The 20,675-nt window shown below is 73.7% G+C and carries 15 protein-coding genes; 2 read left to right on the forward strand and 13 right to left on the reverse strand.

The genetic code is table 11. The annotated features are described in order from the left end of the window. The 11 genes from IE321_RS03045 to IE321_RS03095 form a co-directional block, all read right to left on the reverse strand. Positions 1 to 1,001 (reverse strand): serine/threonine-protein kinase (locus IE321_RS03045; RefSeq protein ID WP_373316601.1); only part of this gene is annotated, 1,001 nt, incomplete at its 3' end. Continuing rightward, positions 998 to 1,807, reverse strand: a complete 810-nt coding sequence (locus IE321_RS03050) for an FHA domain-containing protein (protein WP_190221631.1) — start codon at positions 1,805 to 1,807, stop codon at positions 998 to 1,000. The genes IE321_RS03050 and IE321_RS03045, both read right to left, overlap by 4 nt. Positions 1,808 to 2,129: 322 nt before the next feature. After that, a complete protein-coding gene (locus tag IE321_RS03055) occupies positions 2,130 to 4,172 on the reverse strand; it encodes a DUF8189 domain-containing protein (protein WP_190221632.1) in 2,043 nt (680 codons plus the stop codon). A gap of 68 nt (positions 4,173 to 4,240) precedes the next feature. Further along, positions 4,241 to 5,752, reverse strand: a complete 1,512-nt coding sequence (locus IE321_RS03060; protein ID WP_226653045.1) for a DUF8189 domain-containing protein — start codon at positions 5,750 to 5,752, stop codon at positions 4,241 to 4,243. A gap of 196 nt (positions 5,753 to 5,948) precedes the next feature. Next, positions 5,949 to 7,460: a DUF8189 domain-containing protein gene (locus IE321_RS03065; RefSeq protein WP_190221633.1), complete on the reverse strand. Its 1,512-nt coding sequence runs from the start codon at positions 7,458 to 7,460 to the stop codon at positions 5,949 to 5,951. A gap of 51 nt (positions 7,461 to 7,511) precedes the next feature. After that, positions 7,512 to 8,432 carry an alpha/beta hydrolase gene (locus IE321_RS03070; protein WP_190221723.1) on the reverse strand — a complete coding sequence of 307 codons (921 nt, stop codon included), beginning with the start codon at positions 8,430 to 8,432 and terminating at the stop codon, positions 7,512 to 7,514. Between the two features lie 411 nt (positions 8,433 to 8,843). Continuing rightward, positions 8,844 to 10,064 carry a sugar ABC transporter permease gene (locus tag IE321_RS03075; protein ID WP_226653061.1) on the reverse strand — a complete coding sequence of 407 codons (1,221 nt, stop codon included), beginning with the start codon at positions 10,062 to 10,064 and terminating at the stop codon, positions 8,844 to 8,846. A 71-nt stretch (positions 10,065 to 10,135) separates the two neighbouring features. Further along, entirely contained in the window at positions 10,136 to 10,936 is an 801-nt protein-coding gene (locus IE321_RS03080; RefSeq protein ID WP_043220043.1) for an ATP-binding cassette domain-containing protein, read from the reverse strand. A gap of 101 nt (positions 10,937 to 11,037) precedes the next feature. Continuing rightward, on the reverse strand, positions 11,038 to 12,120 hold the full coding sequence (locus IE321_RS03085) for a substrate-binding domain-containing protein (protein ID WP_190221635.1): 1,083 nt from the start codon (positions 12,118 to 12,120) through the stop codon (positions 11,038 to 11,040). A 122-nt stretch (positions 12,121 to 12,242) separates the two neighbouring features. Continuing rightward, the gene (locus IE321_RS03090) at positions 12,243 to 13,034 is read right to left on the reverse strand and encodes a YqjF family protein (RefSeq protein ID WP_043220040.1); all 792 of its coding nucleotides are present in this window, start codon (positions 13,032 to 13,034) and stop codon (positions 12,243 to 12,245) included. Positions 13,035 to 13,141: 107 nt separating this feature from the next. Then, positions 13,142 to 14,341: a S8 family peptidase gene (locus tag IE321_RS03095; protein WP_190221636.1), complete on the reverse strand. Its 1,200-nt coding sequence runs from the start codon at positions 14,339 to 14,341 to the stop codon at positions 13,142 to 13,144. A gap of 318 nt (positions 14,342 to 14,659) precedes the next feature. Between IE321_RS03095 and IE321_RS03100 the strand changes: the two genes are divergently transcribed. Both IE321_RS03100 and IE321_RS03105 read left to right on the forward strand, forming a co-directional pair. After that, positions 14,660 to 15,451 carry a hypothetical protein gene (locus IE321_RS03100; protein WP_190221637.1) on the forward strand — a complete coding sequence of 264 codons (792 nt, stop codon included), beginning with the start codon at positions 14,660 to 14,662 and terminating at the stop codon, positions 15,449 to 15,451. A 77-nt stretch (positions 15,452 to 15,528) separates the two neighbouring features. Next, positions 15,529 to 17,082, forward strand: coding sequence for a sigma-70 family RNA polymerase sigma factor (locus IE321_RS03105; protein WP_190221638.1), 1,554 nt, complete (start codon positions 15,529 to 15,531; stop codon positions 17,080 to 17,082). A 99-nt stretch (positions 17,083 to 17,181) separates the two neighbouring features. Here IE321_RS03105 and IE321_RS03110 read toward each other — a convergent pair whose 3' ends face one another. Together IE321_RS03110 and IE321_RS03115 are read right to left on the reverse strand one after the other, a co-directional pair. Continuing rightward, a complete protein-coding gene (locus IE321_RS03110) occupies positions 17,182 to 17,982 on the reverse strand; it encodes a DeoR/GlpR family DNA-binding transcription regulator (RefSeq protein WP_190221639.1) in 801 nt (266 codons plus the stop codon). Between the two features lie 182 nt (positions 17,983 to 18,164). Continuing rightward, positions 18,165 to 20,585, reverse strand: coding sequence for an RICIN domain-containing protein (locus IE321_RS03115; protein ID WP_190221640.1), 2,421 nt, complete (start codon positions 20,583 to 20,585; stop codon positions 18,165 to 18,167). Between the last annotated feature and the right edge of the window lie 90 nt (positions 20,586 to 20,675).

Raw genomic sequence — 20,675 nt, forward strand, 5'->3', positions numbered from 1 at the left:
CGGGCTCCGGTGACGGTGGCGATCCGGGCGAGCAGGGCCTCGGCGGTGGCCGGGGCGCTCGCCGCGTGGGTGCCCGAGAGGCAGTCGGCGACGAGCTCCCGCCAGAACGGCGGCACCGCCGGGTCCAGGCGGAGCGGCGCACGGCCGGCCGCGTACTCCTGCACGGCCGCGCCCCGGGCGCCGGGGGTGGCACCGGGGAACGGCGGGACGCCGGAGCCGAGGAGTTCGTGGAGGACGATGCCGAGGGCCCAGATGTCGGCGGTCGTCCGCACCTGGACGCCGCGCTCGCCCAGTGGCGCCCGCCAGCGCTCGGGGGGCAGGTAGTCGAGGGTGCCCATCGGAGGCATGTGGCCGTGGGTGCCGGTCAGTTCGGTGGCGAGACCGAAGTCGGAGAGCTTCACGGAGCCGTCCTCGGCGAGGAGGACGTTCTCCGGCTTGAGGTCGGCGTGGACCCAGCCCGAGCGGTGGAGGTGGGCGAGCCCTTCGCAGATGCCCTCGGCGAGGCGGGCGCGGTGGTCCTCGCGGTCGGCGTCACGGTCGGCCTCACGGGGGTGGGCCCCGTCGTCGGGCGTCCCGTCGTGGCGGTGCCCGCGGCCGGCCGCGTCGAGGAGGTCGCGGAGGCTGCCCGTGGCGCGCTCCATGACCAGGACGAGCGCGCCGTCGAGGGAGGGCCGGTCCGGGGCGGTGAGGGTGAAGGTGTCCAGGAGCGCGATCAGCCGGGGGTGTCCGGCGCGGCGGCCGAGCGCGGCCTCGCGCCGCGCGGACTCCACGAGCCGGTGGAGCTGGCGGGGCGCGAGGCCGGCGGTCGGCATGACCTTGAGGGCGACCCGGGCGGGGCCGGCCGTCGCGGGCACGGCGGGGCGGGCGGCGTACACGGTGGACCAGCCGCCCGCTCCGATCGGTTCGACGACCTCCCACGCGCCCACCCGGTGGCCGGGCGGGAGGAGTTCCGGGCCCTCGTCCCGGTCGGCCGCGGCGCGCCGGTCCTCCAGCGGCGTCACCGCGCGGCCTGCCCCTCGCGTCCGCCCGCGCCCGTCACGGGCGGGAGGAGGGCGAGGTGGTCCTCCCGGACGAGGCCGAAGCGCAGCGCGAGGCCGACGATCTCCTCCCGCTTGCCGTTGCGGCGGTCGCCCTTGCCCGGATCGGCGCCGCCGGGTGCCGCGATCCGCAGCTTCTCCTCCGCGAGGTAGTCGATGTGCGAGCTGACGGCCCGCGCCGTGAGCCCGGCGCAGCCCGGGTGCGTCCGCAGCCTCTCGACGATGCTGGGCGTGGTCGGGACCGCGACCCGCGACTGGTCGCGCAGCCTCGGCTCGCAGAGCGCGACGAGGACGAGGAAGTAGGTGGCGGTCTCGTCCAGGGAGTACGCGGTGACCGTGCTGCTCCCCCAGGGGACGCCCATGGCCTCGGGGTCGAGGTACAGGTGGTCGGGCGCGAACACCTGGAAGGTGACCGGGTGTTCGCCGCGCGTGGGCAGGACCACCCGGGCGAACTCGAAGGGCACGGGGGCGCCGAGCCGGCGGGGCGGGACCCGGAGGTACTCGCCCGCTCCCTCCGGGTTCTCCACCAGGTAGCTGTGGGTGCTGCTGTGGTTCGTCAGCTGCCAGTGGTCGTCGGTCACGCGGATCTCCCCGGCCAGCCGGGAGATCGCCGCGTCGGCGAGCCGCAGCTCGACGGGGGTGCCCGGAGAGCCGCGCCCGAAGCGCGCGACCTCGCCGGGCCCGAGCCGCAACGTCACCGCGTCGGCCCGCCCTTCGTCGCCGTCCGCGCCTCCGCTGCCCCCCGGCAGATGCACGACCACGCCGCTCATCGCTCCCCCGATCCGCACGTCCCGGTTCCCGGACGAGCGGAACCCTACCCACCCGTACGAGTCGTGCACCGGCACCCTTCGGCCACGTCGGCGACGCCTCCCGGCGGTGCGCGGGGGCACAGGCCGCATTGTGACGGGGGACACCCTGACGGATCATCAGGAAGAGCTTTTTAGAACACATTTCCAGTTATCTGGACGGGGGTCGGCGATGCTCCACCCCGCCCGCAAGGTGGGCAAGGTCACTGCCCGGAGCGCGCTCCGGGGCCCGGACCGACCCCCGGCGTCCCTCCTCGCGTGGCGCGATCCGTTCGGCGGCCCTCCCTCAGGGCGCGGGCGCGCCGGACACGACCGGGGCCACGAGGCGGTCGCCGAAGTCGCCCCACGGGAGCCAGTCGCCGCTCGGCCGCGCCTGGACCCGGACGCGCACCCGCCCTTCGGTGGTCACGGCGAGGACGTGGATCCGTCCGGTGGCGTCGGCGACGGCGGCTGGGGTGGCGGCGAGCCGGAGGCCCGGTTCGCCGAACTCCCGCCCCGGGTCCCACGCCCCGCCCGGGGTGAGCTGCCAGCGGTGGACGAGACGGGCGCCGCCCGGCGCGAGGGAGACCGCTTCGAGGCGGCCGTCGGCGTTGGCGACGAGCACGGGGGCGGTGGCGCTCCAGCCGAACAGCGGCAGCCAGTCGTCCCAGCCGCCGCTCGGCACGGACTGCCGCCGGGCGAAGGCACCCATCCCGGACGGCCCGGCGGCGGCGACGGTCAGCCGCCCGCCGCCGTCCCGCGCCACGCGCGGCGGCCCGCCGGCCGCCGTGCCGAACGGGTGCCACCCGGCGGTCCACGCCCCGCCCGGCGACTCCTGCCAGCGATGCCGGACGCCGGCCCCGCCGGGGCTCAGCGCGAACACCTCCAGGCGACCGTCGGCGTTGGCCGCCACCACCGGCGGCGCACCCGCCGCCCCGCCGAAGCCCGGCTCCCACGGATCCCAGGCGAGCGACCCCGGCGACCACTGGCGGCGCCGCGCGAAGGAGGCCCCGCCGGGCGCGAGCGAGAACACCTCCAGGCGGCCGGCGGCGTCCCGGGCGACGGCGGGGGCCGCGCCTGCCGGGCCGCCGAACTCCTCCCAGTCGTGCCAGCCGCCGTCCGGCCGCTGGACCCGGTGGTGCAGGTTCGCGCCGCCCGGGGCGAGCGAGAACACCTCCAGGCGGCCGTTCGCGTTGCGGCCGAGGGTCGGCACCGCGCCCGCCGGGCCGCCGAACGGCTCCCACTCCGACCAGACGCCGGCGGCCGGGTCGAGCTGCACGCGCTTCAGCATCGAGCGGTCGGCGGCGTCGAGCGCGAGGACGGTGAGCCGCCCGTCGACGTCGAGCCCGGCCACCGGATTGTCCGGGCTCTGCCAGGACGGCGGCGTGTCACGCCACTCCAGGGACGCCACGTACAGGCCCTGCCGGAACCAGCCGGCGGCCGTCGCGTACCAGGAGTCCCCGTCGGCGACCACCTCGACGGCGTGCCCGGCCACGTGCCCCGCGTAGCCCGCGAGGTCGAAGCGGAAGGGGTCGCGCGAGGCCAGGACGTCGGTCCCCTCGTAGCCGCCCCTCGGCCCGACGAACAGGTAGTACCAGCCGTCCCGTTCGACGACGTACGGCGACTCGGTCACCGAGACGGTGGCCTCCGTGCTCGCGTCGGTGAAGGCGGTGCCCGGCGCGCTCCAGTGCACGAGGTCGGCGGAGCGCCGGTACGCCACGACGTGGTGACCGCCCGGACCCGACAGCTCGGTGTAGTACATGACCCACTCGGCCCCGACCCTCAGCACCATCGGGTCGCGGGCGGCGAGGCCCCGGAACAACGGGCCCGAGGGCTCGCGGGTCCAGGTGGACAGGTCGGTGGAGGTGGCGAGGTTGATCGCCGCGCCGCCGGTGCCGCTCGCGCCGCCCGCCGCGTAGAACATCCAGAAGCGGCCGCCGGCCTCGATGACGTGCGGCGCCCACAGGTGCTCCTCGCCGTGGTAGGCGGGGTCGACGGTGAGCGCGTCGGCGTGCGTGGTCCACGGGCCGTGCAGGGTGGGCGCGGACGCGTGGGCGAAGGACGTCTCGGCGGCGCTGTCGGGGGACTCGCCGCGCGGCGCGCTGTCCCCGACGATGCTGAACAGGTGCCAGCGGTCGCGCGCCTTGATGAGGGTGTGGTCGTTGAGGTAGCGCGCCCTCGTGGCGGTGGACGGGTCGTACACGTGCGTGAAGGGACCGGCGCCGATCCACCGCGCGGGCGCGACGGAACCGGCGGCCGCGAGCGCGGCGGGGCCCGCGCCGAGGAGCGGGACCGCCCCCGCGCCCGCGACGGCGCCCCGCAGGAGGTTCCGTCTGCTGATCGGTCGCATGGGGGCGTCTCCAGGAGGGCGAGTGAGGGGGTGGCGGTCGGGCGATGGCGGCGGTCGGCCCGCGTCGGTCAGTCGAGGCCCGGGCCCGGGGAGTCCTTGAGCCAGCCCCAGTCGGACCAGGTGGAGAAGCCGGTCTGCCACCGGTGGAAGGTGCCGGTCGGGTTCGCGCCGAAGACCTCGATGCGCCCGTCGGCGTTGGCGGCCGCCGCCACCTCCGTACCGCCCGTCCCGAAGGTCTCCCACGGGCTGTAGGGGGCGTTGACCGCCGTCTGCCACATGTGCGCCGCCGTCCCGCCGTTGATGGCGAACACCTCGACGCGGCCGTCGGGGCTGCGCTCGCTGCTCAGCTGGGAGTCGGCGGGCCCGCCGGTCGGCTCCCACTCCGACCAACTCGTCGCACTCGTCTGGTACTTGTGGAAGACACCGACCGGACCGGAGGCGAAGACCTCCAGACGGCCGTCGGCGTTGTGGTCGACCGTCAGATCACGACCGCCACCGCCGAACCCGTCCCACTGCGACCAACCACCGTTCGGCGCCGTCTGGTACAGGTGCTGGAAGGTACTGCCGTTCAGTGCGAAGACCTCCAGCCGGCCGTCCCGCGACTTCTCCATCTCCACCCGGCTGTCGGCCGGACCGCCCCCGGTGGGCTCCCAGTCCGACCAACCGCCGTTCGGGGACGTCTGGTACTTGTGGAACAGCCCGACCGGACCCGACGCGAACACCTCGATCCGCCCGTCGGCGTTCACCCCCGCCGCCGTGTCCTTGCCGCCCCCGCCGAACGTCTCCCAGTTCGACCAGGCCCCCGACGGGGAGAGCTGGTAACGGTGCTGGAAGGTGCTCCCGTTGATCGCGAACATCTCCAGGCGACCGTCCGCGTTGGGCGCGATCGCCAGCTCCGCGCCCGCCGGGCCGCCGAGGGGCTCCCAGGCCGACCAGGCGCCGTTCACCTCGGTCTGCCAGGCGTGGTGCACGCCGTCCGCTCCGGCCGCGAACACCTCCAGACGCCCGTCCGCCGAACGGGCCGACACCACCCGGCCCGACTCGGCGGGGTACACGAGCGGAGCGGGCCCCGGCTCACCCGGATGTCCGAGCCGGTCGGCGGCTGCCCGTGCCTCGTCCAGGTGCCGCCGGTGCAGCCCCTGGTTGTAGGTGGACCAGGGCTGCCAGTCGGTCCCGCCGGAGGAGATGTCGAAGGCCGCGTTCGCGTTGCACTGGGCGTCGTACGCGCAGGCGTCGCCGACCTCGGCGTGCCAGTAGTCGTTGATCTGCCACAGGCCCCGGTCGGTGGAGGCGGGCGAGTTGTTCTGCACGTTGGACGCGGACGGGTTGCAGCTGGACTCCGCGAGGGCCACGGCGATCGCGGTCACCAGCGCGTCGCCCCGGAAGCCGGCCTGGTAGCCGACCTGGGCGCAGAGGTCGCTGGGGGCGGCGTACGCGGGCGAGGCACCGGCGAGCACGCCGCCCGCGACGAGCAGCGACGTCACGAGCGGGACGGCGAGCCGGCGCGGGGCACGGAGCCGGGCCCGGGGCCTCGCGTCGGTGGGCGTACCGCTCGGCGCGGACGGGGGAACGCTGGTCACCTGCTGCCTCCTCGGGCTGCCAGGACGGGTCGTTCGGGGGCGGGGCGGTCGGCCGGTCGAGAGGCCGACCGGGCGAGGGCGCGGTCCGTAGAGGGTGCGGTCCGCAGAGGGTGCAGTCCGTAGAGGGTGCAGTCCGTAGAGGGTGCAGTCCGTAGAGGGTGCAGTCCGTAGAGGGTGCGGTCCGCAGAGGGTGCGGTCAGTCGAGGGCGGGGCCGGCGGTGCCGTTGACCCAGCCCCACTCGGACCAGGTCGCGAACCCCGTCTGCCACTTGTGGAAGGTGCCGGTGGGGTTGGCGCCGAAGACCTCGATGCGCCCGTCGGCGTTACTGGCCGCCGCCACCTCCGTCCCGCCCGTCCCGAAGGTCTCCCAGGCGCCGTAGGGGGCGTTGACCGCCGTCTGCCACATGTGCGCCGCCGTCCCGCCGTTGATGGCGAACACCTCGACGCGGCCGTCGGCCGTCCGCTCGCTGCTCAGCTGGGAGTCGGCGGGCCCGCCGGCCGGCTCCCACTCCGACCAACTCGTCGCACTCGTCTGGTACTTGTGGAAGACACCGACCGGACCGGAAGCGAAGACCTCCAGACGGCCGTCGGCGTTGTGGTCGACCGTCAGATCACGACCACCCCCACCGAAACCGTCCCACTGCGACCAACCACCGTTCGGCGCCGTCTGGTACAGATGCTGGAAGGTACTCCCGTTCAACGCGAAGACCTCCAGCCGGCCGTCCCGCGACTTCTCCATCTCCACCCGACTGTCGGCCGGACCGCCCCCAGTGGGCTCCCAATCGGACCAACCGCCGTTCGGCGCCGTCTGATACCTGTGGAACAGACCCACCGGACCCGACGCGAACACCTCGATCCGCCCGTCGGCGTTCACCCCCGCCGCCGTGTCTCTGCCGCCCCCACCGAACGCCTCCCAGCCCGACCAGGCCCCCGACGGGGACAGCTGGTAACGGTGCTGGAAGGTGCTCCCGTTCAGTGCGAAGAGCTCCAGGCGGCCGTCCTCGTTCGGGGCGATCGCCAGTTCACCGCCGCCCGGGCCGCCGAGGAACTCCCAGGGCGACCAGGCTCCGTTGCGTTCCGTCTGCCAGGCGTGGTGCACGCCGTCGGCTCCGGCCGCGAACACCTCGAGGCGCCCGTCCGCCGAACGGGCCGACACCACCCGGCCCGACTCCACCGGGTGGACCGGCGGCCGGGGCTGCGGGACGCTGCCCGGGACGCACGGCAGGGTCACGCCCCGCTCCGCGAGGTAGACCTCGGGGTCGACGCCGTACGAGGTGGAGGGATCGCCCCAGATCCGCAGGTGCAGATGGGGGCCGGACGAATCACCCTCGGAACCCATCAGGGCGATCCGCTGACCGGCCACGACGTGCTCCCCCTCCGCCACGTCCCGCTGGTACATGTGCCCGTACTCGGAGATCGTGCCGTCCGGGTGCTGGATGCGGATCCACTGGCCGTAGCCGCTCTCGTAACCGGAGATGGTGACCTCTCCGTCGGCCACGGCGTGGATCGGCGTGCCGTAGTCGGCGGCGATGTCGACGCCGTTGTGGCCCGAGTGGTACGGCTGGCTCACGAAGCCCGCGGACGGGCAGGCCGCCGTGACGGCGACGGGCCTGGCCGAAGCCGGCGCCGTCACGGTGAGCGCGGACACCAGGGCGGCGGTCGCCGCGAGGACCCGGGTCAGCGCGCGGCGGGAAAGTCCGAGGGCCACGAGCCACTCCTCCTCTTGATCATGTCGTGGTGCCGGTCGGGCGGGTGGGCGTCACGCCTTGCGGAGCCTGCCGATGATGCCGTCGATGTCGCGCTGCATCATGTCGTGGCGGATGAAGTGGCCGCCCGGCGGCTCGTGCCACTCGTGCGGGATGCCCGCGTTCCCGAGGAGAGAGCGGAACTCCCGCTGTCCCCACAGGACATGGCCCTCGTTGGCGGAGTCGAACCAGTTGACCGGGTCCGGGCTCGTACCGGCGACCAGGAAGACGCGCTTGTTGCGGTAGCTCTCGATCCGCTGGACCGGGTTGTCGGCGTTCACCCGGGCCTCGTCCCAGAAGGGCGCGCCGTAGACCGTGCCGCCGCCCAGTTCGAGGGCCGCGGAGGTGGCGTTGGCCCAGTGGACCACCATGCCGTTGTCGCGGCGCAGGCTGGCCGGGCCGGAGTGGGCGCTGACGGAGGCGAAGTGACCGTAGTACTTCGCGGCGTACTTGAGCGCGCCGAAGCCGCCCATGGAGAAGCCGGACACGGCACGGCCGTCGTACTCGGCGTAGGTGCGGAAGTTCGCGTCGATCCACGGGATCAGCTGCGCGATGTGGAAGTGCTCCCAGTTGCGCGGGCCGACGTTGGAGCTGACGGGGTTGGAGTACCAGCCGGTCCGGCCGCCGTCGGGCATGACGACGATGAGCGGCTTGCCCGCCGTCCAGGCGCGGATGCCCTCGCGGTCGAAGGTGATGAAGTCCTGCTCGCCGCCGTGGAGCAGGTAGAGCACCGGATAGCGGCGACCGCTCCAGTGGTAGTCGTCGGGGAGGAGCACGTTGACGGCCGGGTTCCAGCCGATCGCGCTGGTGGCGAAGCGGTAGTACCACATGCGGTGGTCGGCCTCGCCGCGCTCCACGATGCGCAGCCCGAAGCCGTCGCCCACGGCGGCGGCCGGCGAGGCGGCGGCGACGACACCCGCGCCGCCCAGGGCCATCGCGGCCGTCAGGCCGCCTGCGGACTTGAGGATGTTCCTGCGGGAGGGGCGGTGCTGCGCGCTCAACGGGTCCTCCTGGTCGGGGCGTGAGGAAGGGCCGGGCACGACGGACAGCCCCGCCGCACCGCTCCGGACCGCACGGACCCCTCGGAGCGGGCCACGCGGTCAGGCGGTGGGGAACGTAGCAACGGAGGCGGGGGCAGCGGACCCCGGAAGGTTACGGAGGGACAGGCGGCGGGTGCGTGGGCTACGAGGCGGGGGCCAGGGGCGGGAGGCGCCGGGGCACCGGGCACGAGACCCGGAGGCACCGGGCACGGGGCACGGGCACAGGCGCGGGATCTGCCGCTCGGCGGACGCGTGAGGGTCCCGCCGCTCCGGGGTGGTGCGGCGGGACCCGAGTGGGCCGGAGCCTCAGGCGCGGCCGGCGGCCTTCTGGCTGCGGCGGGAGAGGGAGTCGACGACGACCGCGGCGAGCAGGACCGAACCGGTGATCATGAACTGGACGGCGTTGCTGACGCCCATGATGTTCATGCCGGACTGGATGGAGCCGATGACGAGCGCGCCGAGCAGCGCGGACCAGACCGAGCCGCGTCCGCCGAACAGGCTCGTCCCGCCGATGACGGCGGCGGCGATCACGTTCATGAGGAGGTTGCCGCCGCCGGAGGTCTGGCTGGCGGACTGGATCTGGCCGGCGAGGAAGAGGCCGCCGACGGCCGCCATGGTGCCGGCGATCGTGAAGACGCTCATGCGGACGAACGGCACGCTGATGCCGGCCCGTCGCGCGCCCTCGATGTTGCCGCCGACGGCGAAGATCTGGCGGCCGTAGCGCGTGCGGCGGAGCACGAAGTCGAGGACCACCAGCAGGACCAGGAAGATCAGCAGCGCCAGCGGGAGGCCCTGGTACTGGTTCAGGATGTACGCGGAGGCGAAGGCGATCGCCGCGATGACGACGGTCCGCAGCACGATCTCGGCGAGCGGGCGGGACGGCACCCGCGCGGCCTGCCGGCGCCGGGCGTCGAGCAGCGAGGCGAGCAGGAAGAGCCCGACGCCCACCGCCGCGGTCACATAGGCCGCGGCGGGGCTCTCGAAGATCGTGGAGTACAGCTCGGCGACGATGCTGTCGCCGGGGATGTTGACCGTGCCGCTGGTGCCGAGCACCTGGAGCATCAGCCCGTTCCAGGCGAGGTTGCCCGCGAGCGTGACGACGAAGGCGGGCACGCCCACCTTGGCGAAGAAGAAGCCGTGGATGAGCCCGACCGCCGCTCCCCCGGCGAGGGCGACGAGCAGCGCCAGCCACTCGTTCATGCCGTTGATGACGTTCAGCACGGCGAAGATCGCCGCGCACAGTCCGCTGACGGAGCCGACGGAGAGGTCGATCTCGCCGAGCAGGAGGACGAAGACGATGCCGACGGCGATCATGCCGGTGCCGACGATCTGCTGGCTGAGGTCGGACAGGTTCTGCGCGGACAGGAAGGCGCTGTCCAGGCTGCCGAAGACCGTCCAGATGATGATCACGGCGATGACGACGGGCAGGGAGCCGAGTTCGCCGCTGCGCAGCTTGCGGCGGAACTCGCCCACGTAACCGCGGAAGCCCTCCTCGCGGACGATCAGCCGGCTGTCGACGGCGGGCATCGCCTCGGGGGCCGTCTGCTGGGCGGCCGCGTCGCCGGGCTCGGACGGGCGGCGGTCGTCTCCGGCGCGCTTCACGGCGATCCCTCCCCGCGTGCTTCCCGCTCCTCGCGTTTGCGGGCCTGGCGCCGGGTGACGGCGCTGTCGCTGGCTCCGGTGATGGCGGAGATGATCTCCTCGGTGGTGGTGGAGCGCTTCTCGAAGAGGCCGTTGTTGCGGCCGAGGCGCAACACCGCGATCCGGTCGGCGACCGCCATCACGTCGACCATGTTGTGGCTGATCAGGATGGTGCCGAGGCCGCGCTCACGGAGCCGTTCGACGAGGTCGAGGACCTCGGCGGTCTGCTCCACGCCCAGCGCCGCGGTCGGCTCGTCCAGGATGACGATCCTGGGGTCGCCGATGAGCGAGCGGGCGATCGCCACGGTCTGCCGCTGGCCGCCGGAGAGCGACGCGACCGGGATCCGCACCGACGGGATCCGGATGGAGAGCGTGTCCAGCAGCTCCCGGGAGCGCTGCTCCATGCGGACCTCGTCGAGCACGCCGAAGCGGCGCAGTTCCCGGCCGAGGAAGAGGTTGCCGACCACGTCGAGGTTGTCGCAGAGCGCAAGGTCCTGGTAGACGGTGGCGATGCCGAGGCTCTGGGCGTCGTGCGGCCGGTGGATGGTGACCGGGCGGCCCTGCCACTCGATGACGCCTCCGTCGGGCGGGTTGACCCCCGCGATCGCCTTGACGGCCGTCGACTTGCCGGCGCCGTTGTCGCCGACCAGGGCGACCACCTCACCGGCGCGGACCTCCAGGTCGAAGTCCGACAGGGCCTGGACCGCGCCGAACCTCTTGGACACCCCCCGCAGGCTGAGCACAGGTGCTTGCGTCACCTTCGACCACCGCCTCCTCGGCGGGAGCGCGCACCACCCGGCGCGTCGCACGGAGCGCGCGTCGGGCGGCACGCGTCAGGGAGCGTGCGTCAGGGGGCGCGTCACTCCAGTCCGGCTTCCTTGCAGGCGTCGGCGTAGGCCGGTGTGCAGATCTCGTCGACCGTGTACAGCCCGTCCTTGACGACCGTGTCCTTGATGTTGTCCTTGTCCACCACGACCGGGGTCAGCAGCGTGGCCGGGACCTTCTGGCCGCTGCCGCTGGTGACGGTGACGGGGGTCAGGTCGTCGGGCAGCTGCTTGCCCTCGGCGAGGTCGACGGCCATGGTCGCGGCGATGTCGGCCTCCGGCTTGTACGGCTTCTCGACCGTGATGGTCTGGGTGCCGAGCAGGATCCGCTGGATCGCGTCGAGCTGGGCGTCCTGGCCGGTCAGCGGCACGTTCATGCCGGCGGCCTTGAGGGCGGTCGCGATGCCGGCGGCCAGTCCGTCGTTGGCCGAGTAGACCCCGACGATCTTGTCCTTGCCGAGCGCGCTGATGGCGCCGGACATCTGCTGGTTGGCGTTGTTCGGGTCCCAGTTGGGGGTGTCGTACTCCTTGCCGATCTTCACCTTGCCGTCGAGGACGCTGTGCGCGCCCGCCTTGAACTCGGCGGCGTTCGGGTCGGTGGGCGAGCCGTTGTGCATGACGATCTCGCCGCTCTCCGCCTTGTCGCCGAGCGCGTCGAGCAGCGCCCTGCCCTGGAGCTCGCCGACCTTGCGGTTGTCGTACGAGACGTAGGCGTCGACGGGGCCCTGGGCGAGGCGGTCGTAGGCCACGATCTTGACCCCGGCCTTGTTCGCCTTCTCGACGGAGGACTGGATCGACTTGGCGTCCACGGCGTCGAGGATGAGCACCTGGTCGCCCTTGGCGAGGGCGGTGTTGACCTGCTGCTGCTGGGTGGTCGCGCTCTCCGCCGCGTTGTAGTAGTCGATCTGCGCGTCGGGGGCGAGTTCCTTGATCTTCTGCTCGATGTACGGACGGTCGAACTTCTCGTACCGCGTGGTCTTGCTCTCGGGCAGCAGCAGTCCGATCTTGATCTCCTGCTTCGCCTGACCGGGCGACGTACCGGTCGCGGTCGCCACCACGCCCATCGACAGGGCCACGGTCGAGGCCACCGCTATCGCGCCTCGCAATGTACGGGTCATGGGAGGCTCCTTTCGCGCGCCCTCGACCCGCCCCCGCGATCCGCACGACCGCGGGGGCGCGAGCGCACCTTCGGCCTATCCCTCGACACTAGACCCAACGCGCGGAGGGGACCTCCCGAGCCTCAGGACCCGCCCCGCCGCTGCCGGGGTACGGCCCGCGCGGGCGGGCGCGCCGCGGCGCCGAACCGGACGGGGACCCCGGGCGAGTAGAGCACGCTCGCGGGCGGTCCGAGGGGCGCGTCGAGGCCGGCGGCGGTGAGCAGGGTCTCGTCGCACGCGAGGAGCCGGGCACGGTGCAGCGGCCAGCGGGGGTGGGTGTTCGGGAGGTAGAGAGGCCGTCCGGCGAAGGAGCTGTGCATGCCCCAGCGGGCGGTCAGGAAGTGCTCCAGGTCCGTGGGCTCCGCGACGGGTTCGCCGACCTCCACGCGGAGCGCGCTGCGGGCGCCGCGCGGCCCGGGCCAGCGGCGGTCGCTGCGGTACGTGACGACGGCGCCGTCGCTCCGGACGCTCATCCGCGACCAGACGTAGGGGAGCCGGAAGGCCCACCGGCCGACGGCGACGGGCAGCAGCCGGGAGGCGTCGAGGGAGCGGAAGACGACGCCGCGGCGGCCGTGGCCGTCGACGGAGTAGAGCCGGACGTTCGTCTCGGGGAAGGTCCCGAGGTAGGGCAGCCCGGGCAGCCGGAACCAGCCGACCCGGTGCATGCGGAACGCGACGAGCCCCACGTACGTGACGCCGTCGAAGGTGTCGGGGACCGTGCCGGCCGGCAGCAGCGGGGCGACGGCGGCGGGGTCCGCGGCCCAGTGGAGGAAGGCCAGGTCGAGCCAGGACTGGGTGAGCAGGGTGCGGTCCGTGCGGTGCGGCGGGTCGGCGGTGATGGGTTCGGGCTGCACGGCGGGCGGCGTCTGCGGCATCGCAGCAGTATCCGGTACGGGGACCGGGGGACGGGCCGGGGCGCGGGAAGGGGTGGCCTTCCCCACCTCGGAAGGCCACCCCGGTGTCGCCCGGCTACCCGCCGCGCTTACTCCGTCACGTTGAGGAGCTTGTTCGGCGTCCCGGAGGACGGGTTCTTGATGGCGCCCTCGGTGGCCCCGCCGGTGAGCGCGGCGGCGACGTCGGCGGGCGTCGCCGACGGGTGGCCCGCCAGGTACAGGGCGGCGGCGCCGGCGACGTGCGGGCTGGCCATCGAGGTGCCCGAGATGGTCTTGACGCCGGTGTCGCTGTCGTTCCAGGCCGAGGTGATCTCCGAGCCGGGGGCGTAGAGATCGATCACGGAGCCGAAGTTCGAGAAATCCGACTGCTCGTCGTCCTTGGTGCTGGACGCCACGGTGAGCGCCTCGGGCACCCGGGAGGGCGAGCCCTGTCCGGCGTCGGAGGTCTCGTTGCCGGCCGCGACGGCGAAGGTCACGCCGGAGTCGACGGCGCGCTTGACGGCCGCGTCGAGGGCCTCGTCGGCGCCGCCGCCGAGGCTCATGTTCGCGACGGAGGGGCCCGAGTGGTGCTGGGTGACCCAGTCGATGCCGGCCACGACCTGCTCGGTGGTGCCGGAGCCGTTGTCGTCGAGGACCCGGACGGCCACGATCTTGGCCTTCTTGGCGACGCCGTGGGCGGTGCCCGCGACGGTGCCGGCGACGTGGGTGCCGTGGCCGTTGCCGTCGTCGGCGGTGTCGTCGTTGTCGACGGCGTCGAAGCCGTGGCTCGCCCGGCCGCCGAAGTCCTGGTGCGAGATCCGGACGCCGGTGTCGATGACGTACGCGGTCACGCCCTCGCCGCCGGCGTCGGGGTAGGTGTACTTCTCGTCGGCTGCCGTCTCGGCCTGGTCGATCCGGTCCAGGCCCCAGGACGGGGGCTTCTCCTGCGTCTCGCTGATGGTGAAGCGCTTGTTCTGCACGACCGTCCCGACGGCGGGGTCGGCGGCGAGGCGCTTGGCCTCGTCGACGCTCAGGCCGGACGCGGAGAAGCCGTTGACCTCGGAGCCGTAGGAGCGCTGGAGGGTGCCGCCGTACTTCTTCGCGAGCTCCGCCTTGTTCGCGGACGCGTCGAGGATGACGACGAAGCTGCCGGCGACGGCGCCCGGGGCGCCGAGGCCGTGCACGGTCCCTTCGGCCGGGGCCGCCGCCCCGGCGAGGCCGCCGGCGAACAGTGCGCCGGCGGCCGCGACGGCCGTACCTGTGGCTATGGCCGCGTTGCGAAGACCGTGGGGTCGCTTGTGAGTTGCCATGAAAGGGGATCTCTCCTCGTGTTGACGTGTGGGGCGTCAAACGTTCGAGAGAACCCTGTGCGGCTTGGCAGGAGCAAATCAAGTACGAACCGGGGGTACGGGGTTATTCAACAAGGTTTCTTAAAAAGCCCTCCGCATCGTCTCCATCCCGCACACGGTCTCTCTCGAACTCCCCCGTGGAACGCGCACGTTCACGCGAGTACGAGGTCTCCGACCCCAACCGCGGCCGAGCGCGGGCCGGTTGGGCGCTTTCACGTGTCACGTCCTCCTCCGACTCGTTACGCTTCCTCCACAGCAAGCCCACACAGGGGGACCACCGTGCGCCACCGCCTCACCTCCGCCTTCGCCCTCGTCGTCACCGCCACCGCGTGCGCCGCACCGGGCACGGAGCGGCCCGTGGAGGACCCGAAGCCGTCGGCGACGGCGGCCGGGAAGCCTCCCGCGCCGGCCCCCTCCCCCGCCGACCCGACGCCCGACGCGACGCCCGACCCGGCGACTCCGACCCCGGAACCCCGGCTGCCGGACCTCACGCCGGTCACCGTCGACGACTGGCGGTACGGGTACGCGTGGACGGGCTTCGCCACGGACGTCGGCGGCCGCGAGGGCGAGCCGTACGACAAGCCCGGCGAGGTCCACGCCACGTTCACCGTGCGCATGACCGCCACCGACGACCGCCGCCCCGAGATCCCCTCGCCGAACAGCCTCTGGGTCGGGCACAACTACGGCTTCACCTTCTTCGTGAAGCCCTCGAAGTTCCCCGACTGCCTGCCGCTGGACGACGTCGGCCTGTGCGAGCTGACCGCCGGGCCGTTCTACTCGGGCTGCGAGACGCTCCGGAACGACGGTGACGGCACCGCCTTCCCCTCGGGCGGATCCCTGATCATGAGCTGCCGCGTCGACGCCGTCCTCCCCGCGTCGGTGGGGCCGGGCGACTTCAAGGTCGCCGTCCGCCACGACGAGTGCTGCGAGACCGACACCGAGCACCGCACCTGGCTCCCCTTCCAGGACCTGCCCGCACCGGAACCCGCCCCCGAGACGACCGAGGACCCCGAGCGGGAACGGGTCGAACCGCCGGTGGACCAGAGCCCCCCGCCCATCCGGTACCTGTAGCGTCGGGGAAGGCGACGACCGTGGACCTCCGCCCCGCACCGCGCCGCCCGGACCTCCGAACGGCCGGAACCCCGCCCGTGCCCCCGCGCCTCGGCACCGCGCTCGCCCTCCTGGGCCGGTACGTGGAAGGACGCCGGGTCACGGAACGCGCCCGGTCCGGGGTGGTCCGGCTGACGGGCCTGACCCCCTCGGAACGGACCCGGTTCGACCGCCTGCTACGGGAAGCGGGCATCGAGGTCGAGGCGCCCGGCGCGGCCCGCGAGACCCGCCCGCCCGAGACCGCGGGGCCCGCCCGGCGCGCACCCCGCCCCGTCGCGGCGCCGTCCCGGTCCGGATCCGCCCCGGCGTCCACACCGCCCCCGCCTCCCCCCGTACCGCCCGACCTCGCGCGATCCCTGGCGGTGGCGCGGCGGGTCCTGGACGAGGACCGGAACTCCGCCCGGCCGGACGCGCGGCTCCTCGGAGCGGCCGCGGAGGTCGGGCTGAGCGTCCTCCTGCGCGGCGGCACCGCCCGCATGGGCGTCGAGCCGTCGGCCGAGGAGATCGCCGCCCTGCCCCGCGACGACCTCCGCCGGCGGGCCTACGACTGCCTCGTCCTGCACAACCAGGGGCTCTCCCGCGCCTGCCTCAAGGGCTTCACCGGCCGGGGCCTGGAAGACGAGGACCTCGTCCAGCACGGCATGCTCGGGGTGATGCGGGCCGCGCGGAAGTTCGACCCCTCGAAGGGCTTCCGGTTCTCCACCTACGCCTGGATCTGGGTCCGGCAGAGCATGAACCGGGCCGTCGCCGAAGAGAGCACCGCCATCCGGATCCCCATGTACCTGCACGAGAGGATGCGGAAGGTCGCCCGCGCCGAGCGCGCGCTGCGGCACGCCGGCCGGCCGCGCGGGGCCGCGGACGTCGCCGTCGCCACCGGCCTGTCGGTGCGTCAGGTGGACGAGGTCCACCGGATCAGCCGGGTCACCGACTCGCTCGACCGGGAGGTCGGGGACGGGGCGAACCTCGGCGAGCTGATCGGCGCCCGCCGGCCCGTTCCCTCGGTGGTGGAGGACGTGTTCGCCCGGCTGGACGCCGCACGGCTCGCCGGCCTGCTCGCCCGCCTGACGGAGCGGGAGGCCCTCGTCGTCCGTCGCCGCGCGGGCGTCTTCGGGGAGACGGAGGCGACGCTGGAGGAGATCGGCAGGGACCTCGGCCTCAGCCGGGAGAGGATTCGCCAGATCGAGGCCGGGGCCCACGCCAAGCTGCGCGGCTTCGTCGGCGGGCCCGAGACCGGGTCCTCGAAGAGACCCGCCCGCGCGGATCGCCCCCGCCGCGGGACGCCCGGCAAGGCGACGCGGGAGACCCCGTCGCGCCCCCGGCCGAAAGCGACACCCGGAGGCGGCACCGGGAGAGCGACCCGCTCGACACCTCTGCCCCCTCCCCCGCCGTCTCCCCGCCCCGCGCCCCGACGACGCACCCCCGCGCCCAGGCCGCCCTGGGTGTACGAGGGCGCTCCGGTGCTCCTCCTCGACGGAAGCCGTGTCTACGTCGCCCGGATCGACGAGGAGAACTCCCGCGTCTGGTGGCGCAGTTCGCCCGCGTCGAGCACGCGGCACCCGGCCGGCTTCCACGTGCTGCGCCCCGCCCCGTGAGCCCTTGCCGGGCTCACGGGGCCGCGCCGGAGTCCGCGGACGGCAGGGGTCCCGGCTCCGTGTGCGCGGCTGAGCGTTCGGGACCCGGTCGCGTCCGGATCAGGCTTCGTCCGCCGCGCCGGCCAGGATCAGGCGGCCCGTCTCGCGGGTCAGCACCGCGCGGGCGTCCTCGCCGAGGGCGTCGTCCGCGACGAAGTAGTCGATCTCGGAGAGCGCGGCGAAGCGGCTGAGGCCCACCACGCCCCACTTGCTGTGGTCCGCGACCACGGCCAGGCGCGCCGCGGACTCGATCAGGGCCCGGTTGGTCTGCGCCTCGGCGAGGTTCGGTGAGGTGACGCCCGCGCGCTCGGACACCCCGTGGGCCCCCATGATCAGGAGGTCCACCCGGAGCGAGCGGATGGTCTGGTCGGCCAGCGGCCCCACCAGGGCGGCCGACCTCGTCGGGGCGCCACCGGTGAGGAGTACGGCCGGGGCGCCCGCGTCCGGCTCGTCGGCGAAACCGCGCAGGAGTTCGGCGACGGGCAGCGAGTTGGTGACGACGGTGAGCCCGGGGACGTACCGGAGCCGGGAGGCCACCGCGAAGGCGGTCGTGCCTCCGGAGACGGCCACGACGCTGCCCGGCTTCACGAGGGCGGCCGCCGCCCCGGCCACCGCGGCCTTGGCCGTCGACTCCAGACCGGCCTTGGCCTCGAAGCCGGGTTCCTCTCCGGTGGTGGAGGAGGAGGTGGCGACGGCCCCGCCGTGCACCTTCTCCAGCGTGCCGGTCCGGGCCAGCGCTTCCAGGTCCCGCCGGACGGTCATGTCCGAGACACCGAGCCGCTCGACGAGCTGGGTCACCCGCACGGCGCCGTCACGGCGCAGGAGGTCGAGGATCACCGCTCGCCGCTGCAGCGCCAGCACCGGGTCCTCCGCCTCCGTGTCGTCCGTCCCGTGGGGGACCCGGCCGGCGCGAAGCCCACCGAATTCATCAGATTCGAACAGGATACATACCTCCGTGTGAGGGGCGGTGCCCGCCGCCCGGGGCGCGGGACGTGCCGGGGGCCGGTCCGGAAGGCGGGCCGCCGTCCGGACCGGCCGGGCCGTCAGGAGGTGCCGAACTGCTGGTCGGCGGTGGTGCCGCAGGCGTACTGGACCGCCACGGCGCCGTTCGCCGTGGAGGCGCCGTTCACGGTGAGGCACTTGCCGCTGTGCCGGGCGAGCAGGGTGAGGTACCCGTCGGACGACCGGTGGACCGACCACTGCTGGTTGGCGCCGCCGTTGCAGCCGTACTGGAAGACGACCGCGCCGTCGGCGGTCGACTCGTTGGTGACGTCGAGGCACTTGCCGCTGTGCCGGGCGACGACACTGACGTAGCCGCCGTCCGCCGGGCGCAGGGACCACTGCTGGTTGGTCGCGCCGCCGCAGGTGTACTGGAGGACCTGGGCGCCGTCGGCGCTGGAGGCGCCGCTCACGTCGAGGCACTTGCCGCTGTGGCGCAGGCGCAGGGGCGTCCAGGTGTCGGCCGCCGCGGAGCGGAAGGTCCAGGACTGGTTGGAGCCGGTCGTCGGGCGGTAGACCGCGACGGGCGCGCCGTCGGCGGTGGACTCGCCGCTGACGTCCAGGAGCTTGCCGGCTGCGGCGTTGACGAGCGTGTGGTGCCCGTCCCCGGTGGTGGACAGCAGCCACTTCTGCTCGGCGGAGGTGCCCGGGGTCACCAGGGCGAGGGCGTCGCCCTGGGCCGCGAGCGCCTTGCCGTTGGCGACGCTCGTGACGCGGTAGGCCGCGGTGTTGCCCCAGTCGGCCGCGTCGAGCTTGGTGAACTTCCACTGCTGCGCCGTGGTGCCGGGGCTGGAGGTGCGCTGGACCAGCGTGGTCCGGCCGTTGGTGGTGGCGACGGCCAGGGCCTTGCCGCTGTGGTCGTTGAGCAGCTGCCGCGCGGCGCCGGTGGGGGCCGTGGTGTCGGCGTTGTTCACGCCCGTCGCACCGGGCAGGACGAAGGTGGTGACGGAGCCGGGACCGACGGTGGCGGTGAGCGTCTTCCCGGCGGGGGCGAGGTCGCTCTCGCGCTGGAGGTTCTTGGTGCCGTCGGTGGTGTAGCGCTCGACGGCCCCCGTGCCCACGGACTGGAATCCGCCGAGGTTCAGGGTGAGCCGCTGGGACGCGCCGGTGGGGTTGGTGTGGACGACGACCGCGCCCTGCCCGGCCGGCCGCAGGGCGGCGAAGGTGTCGGCGTTGTCGGTGTTGATGACGCGGGCGCCCGGGCGGACGAACTTGGTGTAGTTCGCCATCGCCCAGTACTTCTTGTTCTTGCGGAGGGGCTCGGTGGTGGCGTCGGCCGGGGTGAAGTCGGTCTGGATGAGGCCCCAGTTGGAGTTCTCGCGCCCCGGGGTCATGTTCTCGTAGTCCTCGACCGCCTGCCACAGGACCCAGGCGCGGGGCTCCAGTTCGCGGAAGTCCTCGTTCACGCGCTGGGTGAGGTCGAGGGCGGGGCTCATGTCGGTGAAGCTCTGCCCGACGCTGCCGCCGAGGTCCACCTCGGACATCCACAGCGGGGTGGCGGTGCCCTTGGCGATGTCGCGGACACCGGTGCGGCCGCCGGTGCTGTACGTGTGGGTGTTGAGCCGGCCGAGCGCGGCCTTGGTCGCCGGGTCGTAGGCGTCCCAGTTGGTGCGGAAGGTGTTCGGGTTGGTCTCGTCCATGCCGGCGACGCGCGTGCCGACGCCGTCGGCGTTCAGCCGGGCCCGCATGGTGGTGACCATGCGGGCCTGCGAGGCGGGGTCCCAGTGGGAGCCTTCCTGCCGGCCGCCCGCGCCCCAGTAGCTGGTGTTGGGTTCGTTGACGGGGGAAAGGGTGTCGAAGGTGACGCCGGTGGCGTCCTGCGCGCGCTCCATGGCGCCCGAGAGGTACGCGGCGAACCGGTCGTACTGGTCGGAGCGGAGGTTGTCCTCCCCGGCGTTCCAGTTGCCCGAGACCAGACCGCTGCGGGTCATGAAGTAGGGCGCGGAGTTGGAGAAGGCCTCGAACGTGTCGGCGCCGCGCGCCTTGGCGGCGGTGAGCCACCAGCGTTGGTTGGCGTCGGCGTCCGGATTCCAGTGGGTGGGGTTGTTCGGGTCCCACCAGTCGGGGGACTCGGACCCGGGACGGTTCCACCAGCCGGGGACGGCGGCACCGGCCCGCATGTAGGGGGTGGTCTCGGGGCTGTCGCCGCCGCCGATGTTGTAGCGGGCGATGGTGAAACCGAGGCCGTCCGCGCCGTAGAGGGCGTCCGCGAGCGCGTTGCGCTGGGCGTCCGGCCAGCCTCCGGTCACGTTGGCGAACCAGGCGAGCGCCGTCCCCCAGCCCTCGAACGGCTGCTGCTGGTAGCTGGGATCGGGGCGGACGGTCACGGCCTGTTCGGCACTCTCCGCCGCCGCGGAGGCCATGGGCGTGAGGCCGGTCGCGAGGAGCGCGGCCACGGCGGCGGCGCCCAGGAGCGCGGCGCTGCCGCGCATGCGGTTCGGGGGGCGTACACGGGTGGGGGGCATGGTCGGTCGGTCTCCTTGAGTGCGTCGTGGAACCGGGGGCCGGGATCCGGGGCCGGAGCGGGGCCTGGATCCGGGGGCCGGGGCCGGAGC

This window comes from Streptomyces hydrogenans, from assembly GCF_014656075.1.
GTDB classification, from domain to species: Bacteria; Actinomycetota; Actinomycetes; order Streptomycetales; family Streptomycetaceae; genus Streptomyces; species Streptomyces hydrogenans.

Bases quoted from the DNA above. Each gene is read 5' to 3' on its own strand.
- IE321_RS03085 (WP_190221635.1), bottom strand. From the start codon at position 12,120: ATGACCCGTACATTGCGAGGCGCGATAGCGGTGGCCTCGACCGTGGCC.
- IE321_RS03090 (WP_043220040.1), bottom strand. From the start codon at position 13,034: ATGCCGCAGACGCCGCCCGCCGTGCAGCCCGAACCCATCACCGCCGAC.
- IE321_RS03075 (WP_226653061.1), bottom strand. From the start codon at position 10,064: ATGCCCGCCGTCGACAGCCGGCTGATCGTCCGCGAGGAGGGCTTCCGC.
- IE321_RS03115 (WP_190221640.1), bottom strand. From the start codon at position 20,585: ATGCCCCCCACCCGTGTACGCCCCCCGAACCGCATGCGCGGCAGCGCC.
- IE321_RS03095 (WP_190221636.1), bottom strand. From the start codon at position 14,341: ATGGCAACTCACAAGCGACCCCACGGTCTTCGCAACGCGGCCATAGCC.
- IE321_RS03070 (WP_190221723.1), bottom strand. From the start codon at position 8,432: ATGGCCCTGGGCGGCGCGGGTGTCGTCGCCGCCGCCTCGCCGGCCGCC.
- IE321_RS03055 (WP_190221632.1), bottom strand. From the start codon at position 4,172: ATGCGACCGATCAGCAGACGGAACCTCCTGCGGGGCGCCGTCGCGGGC.
- IE321_RS03050 (WP_190221631.1), bottom strand. From the start codon at position 1,807: ATGAGCGGCGTGGTCGTGCATCTGCCGGGGGGCAGCGGAGGCGCGGAC.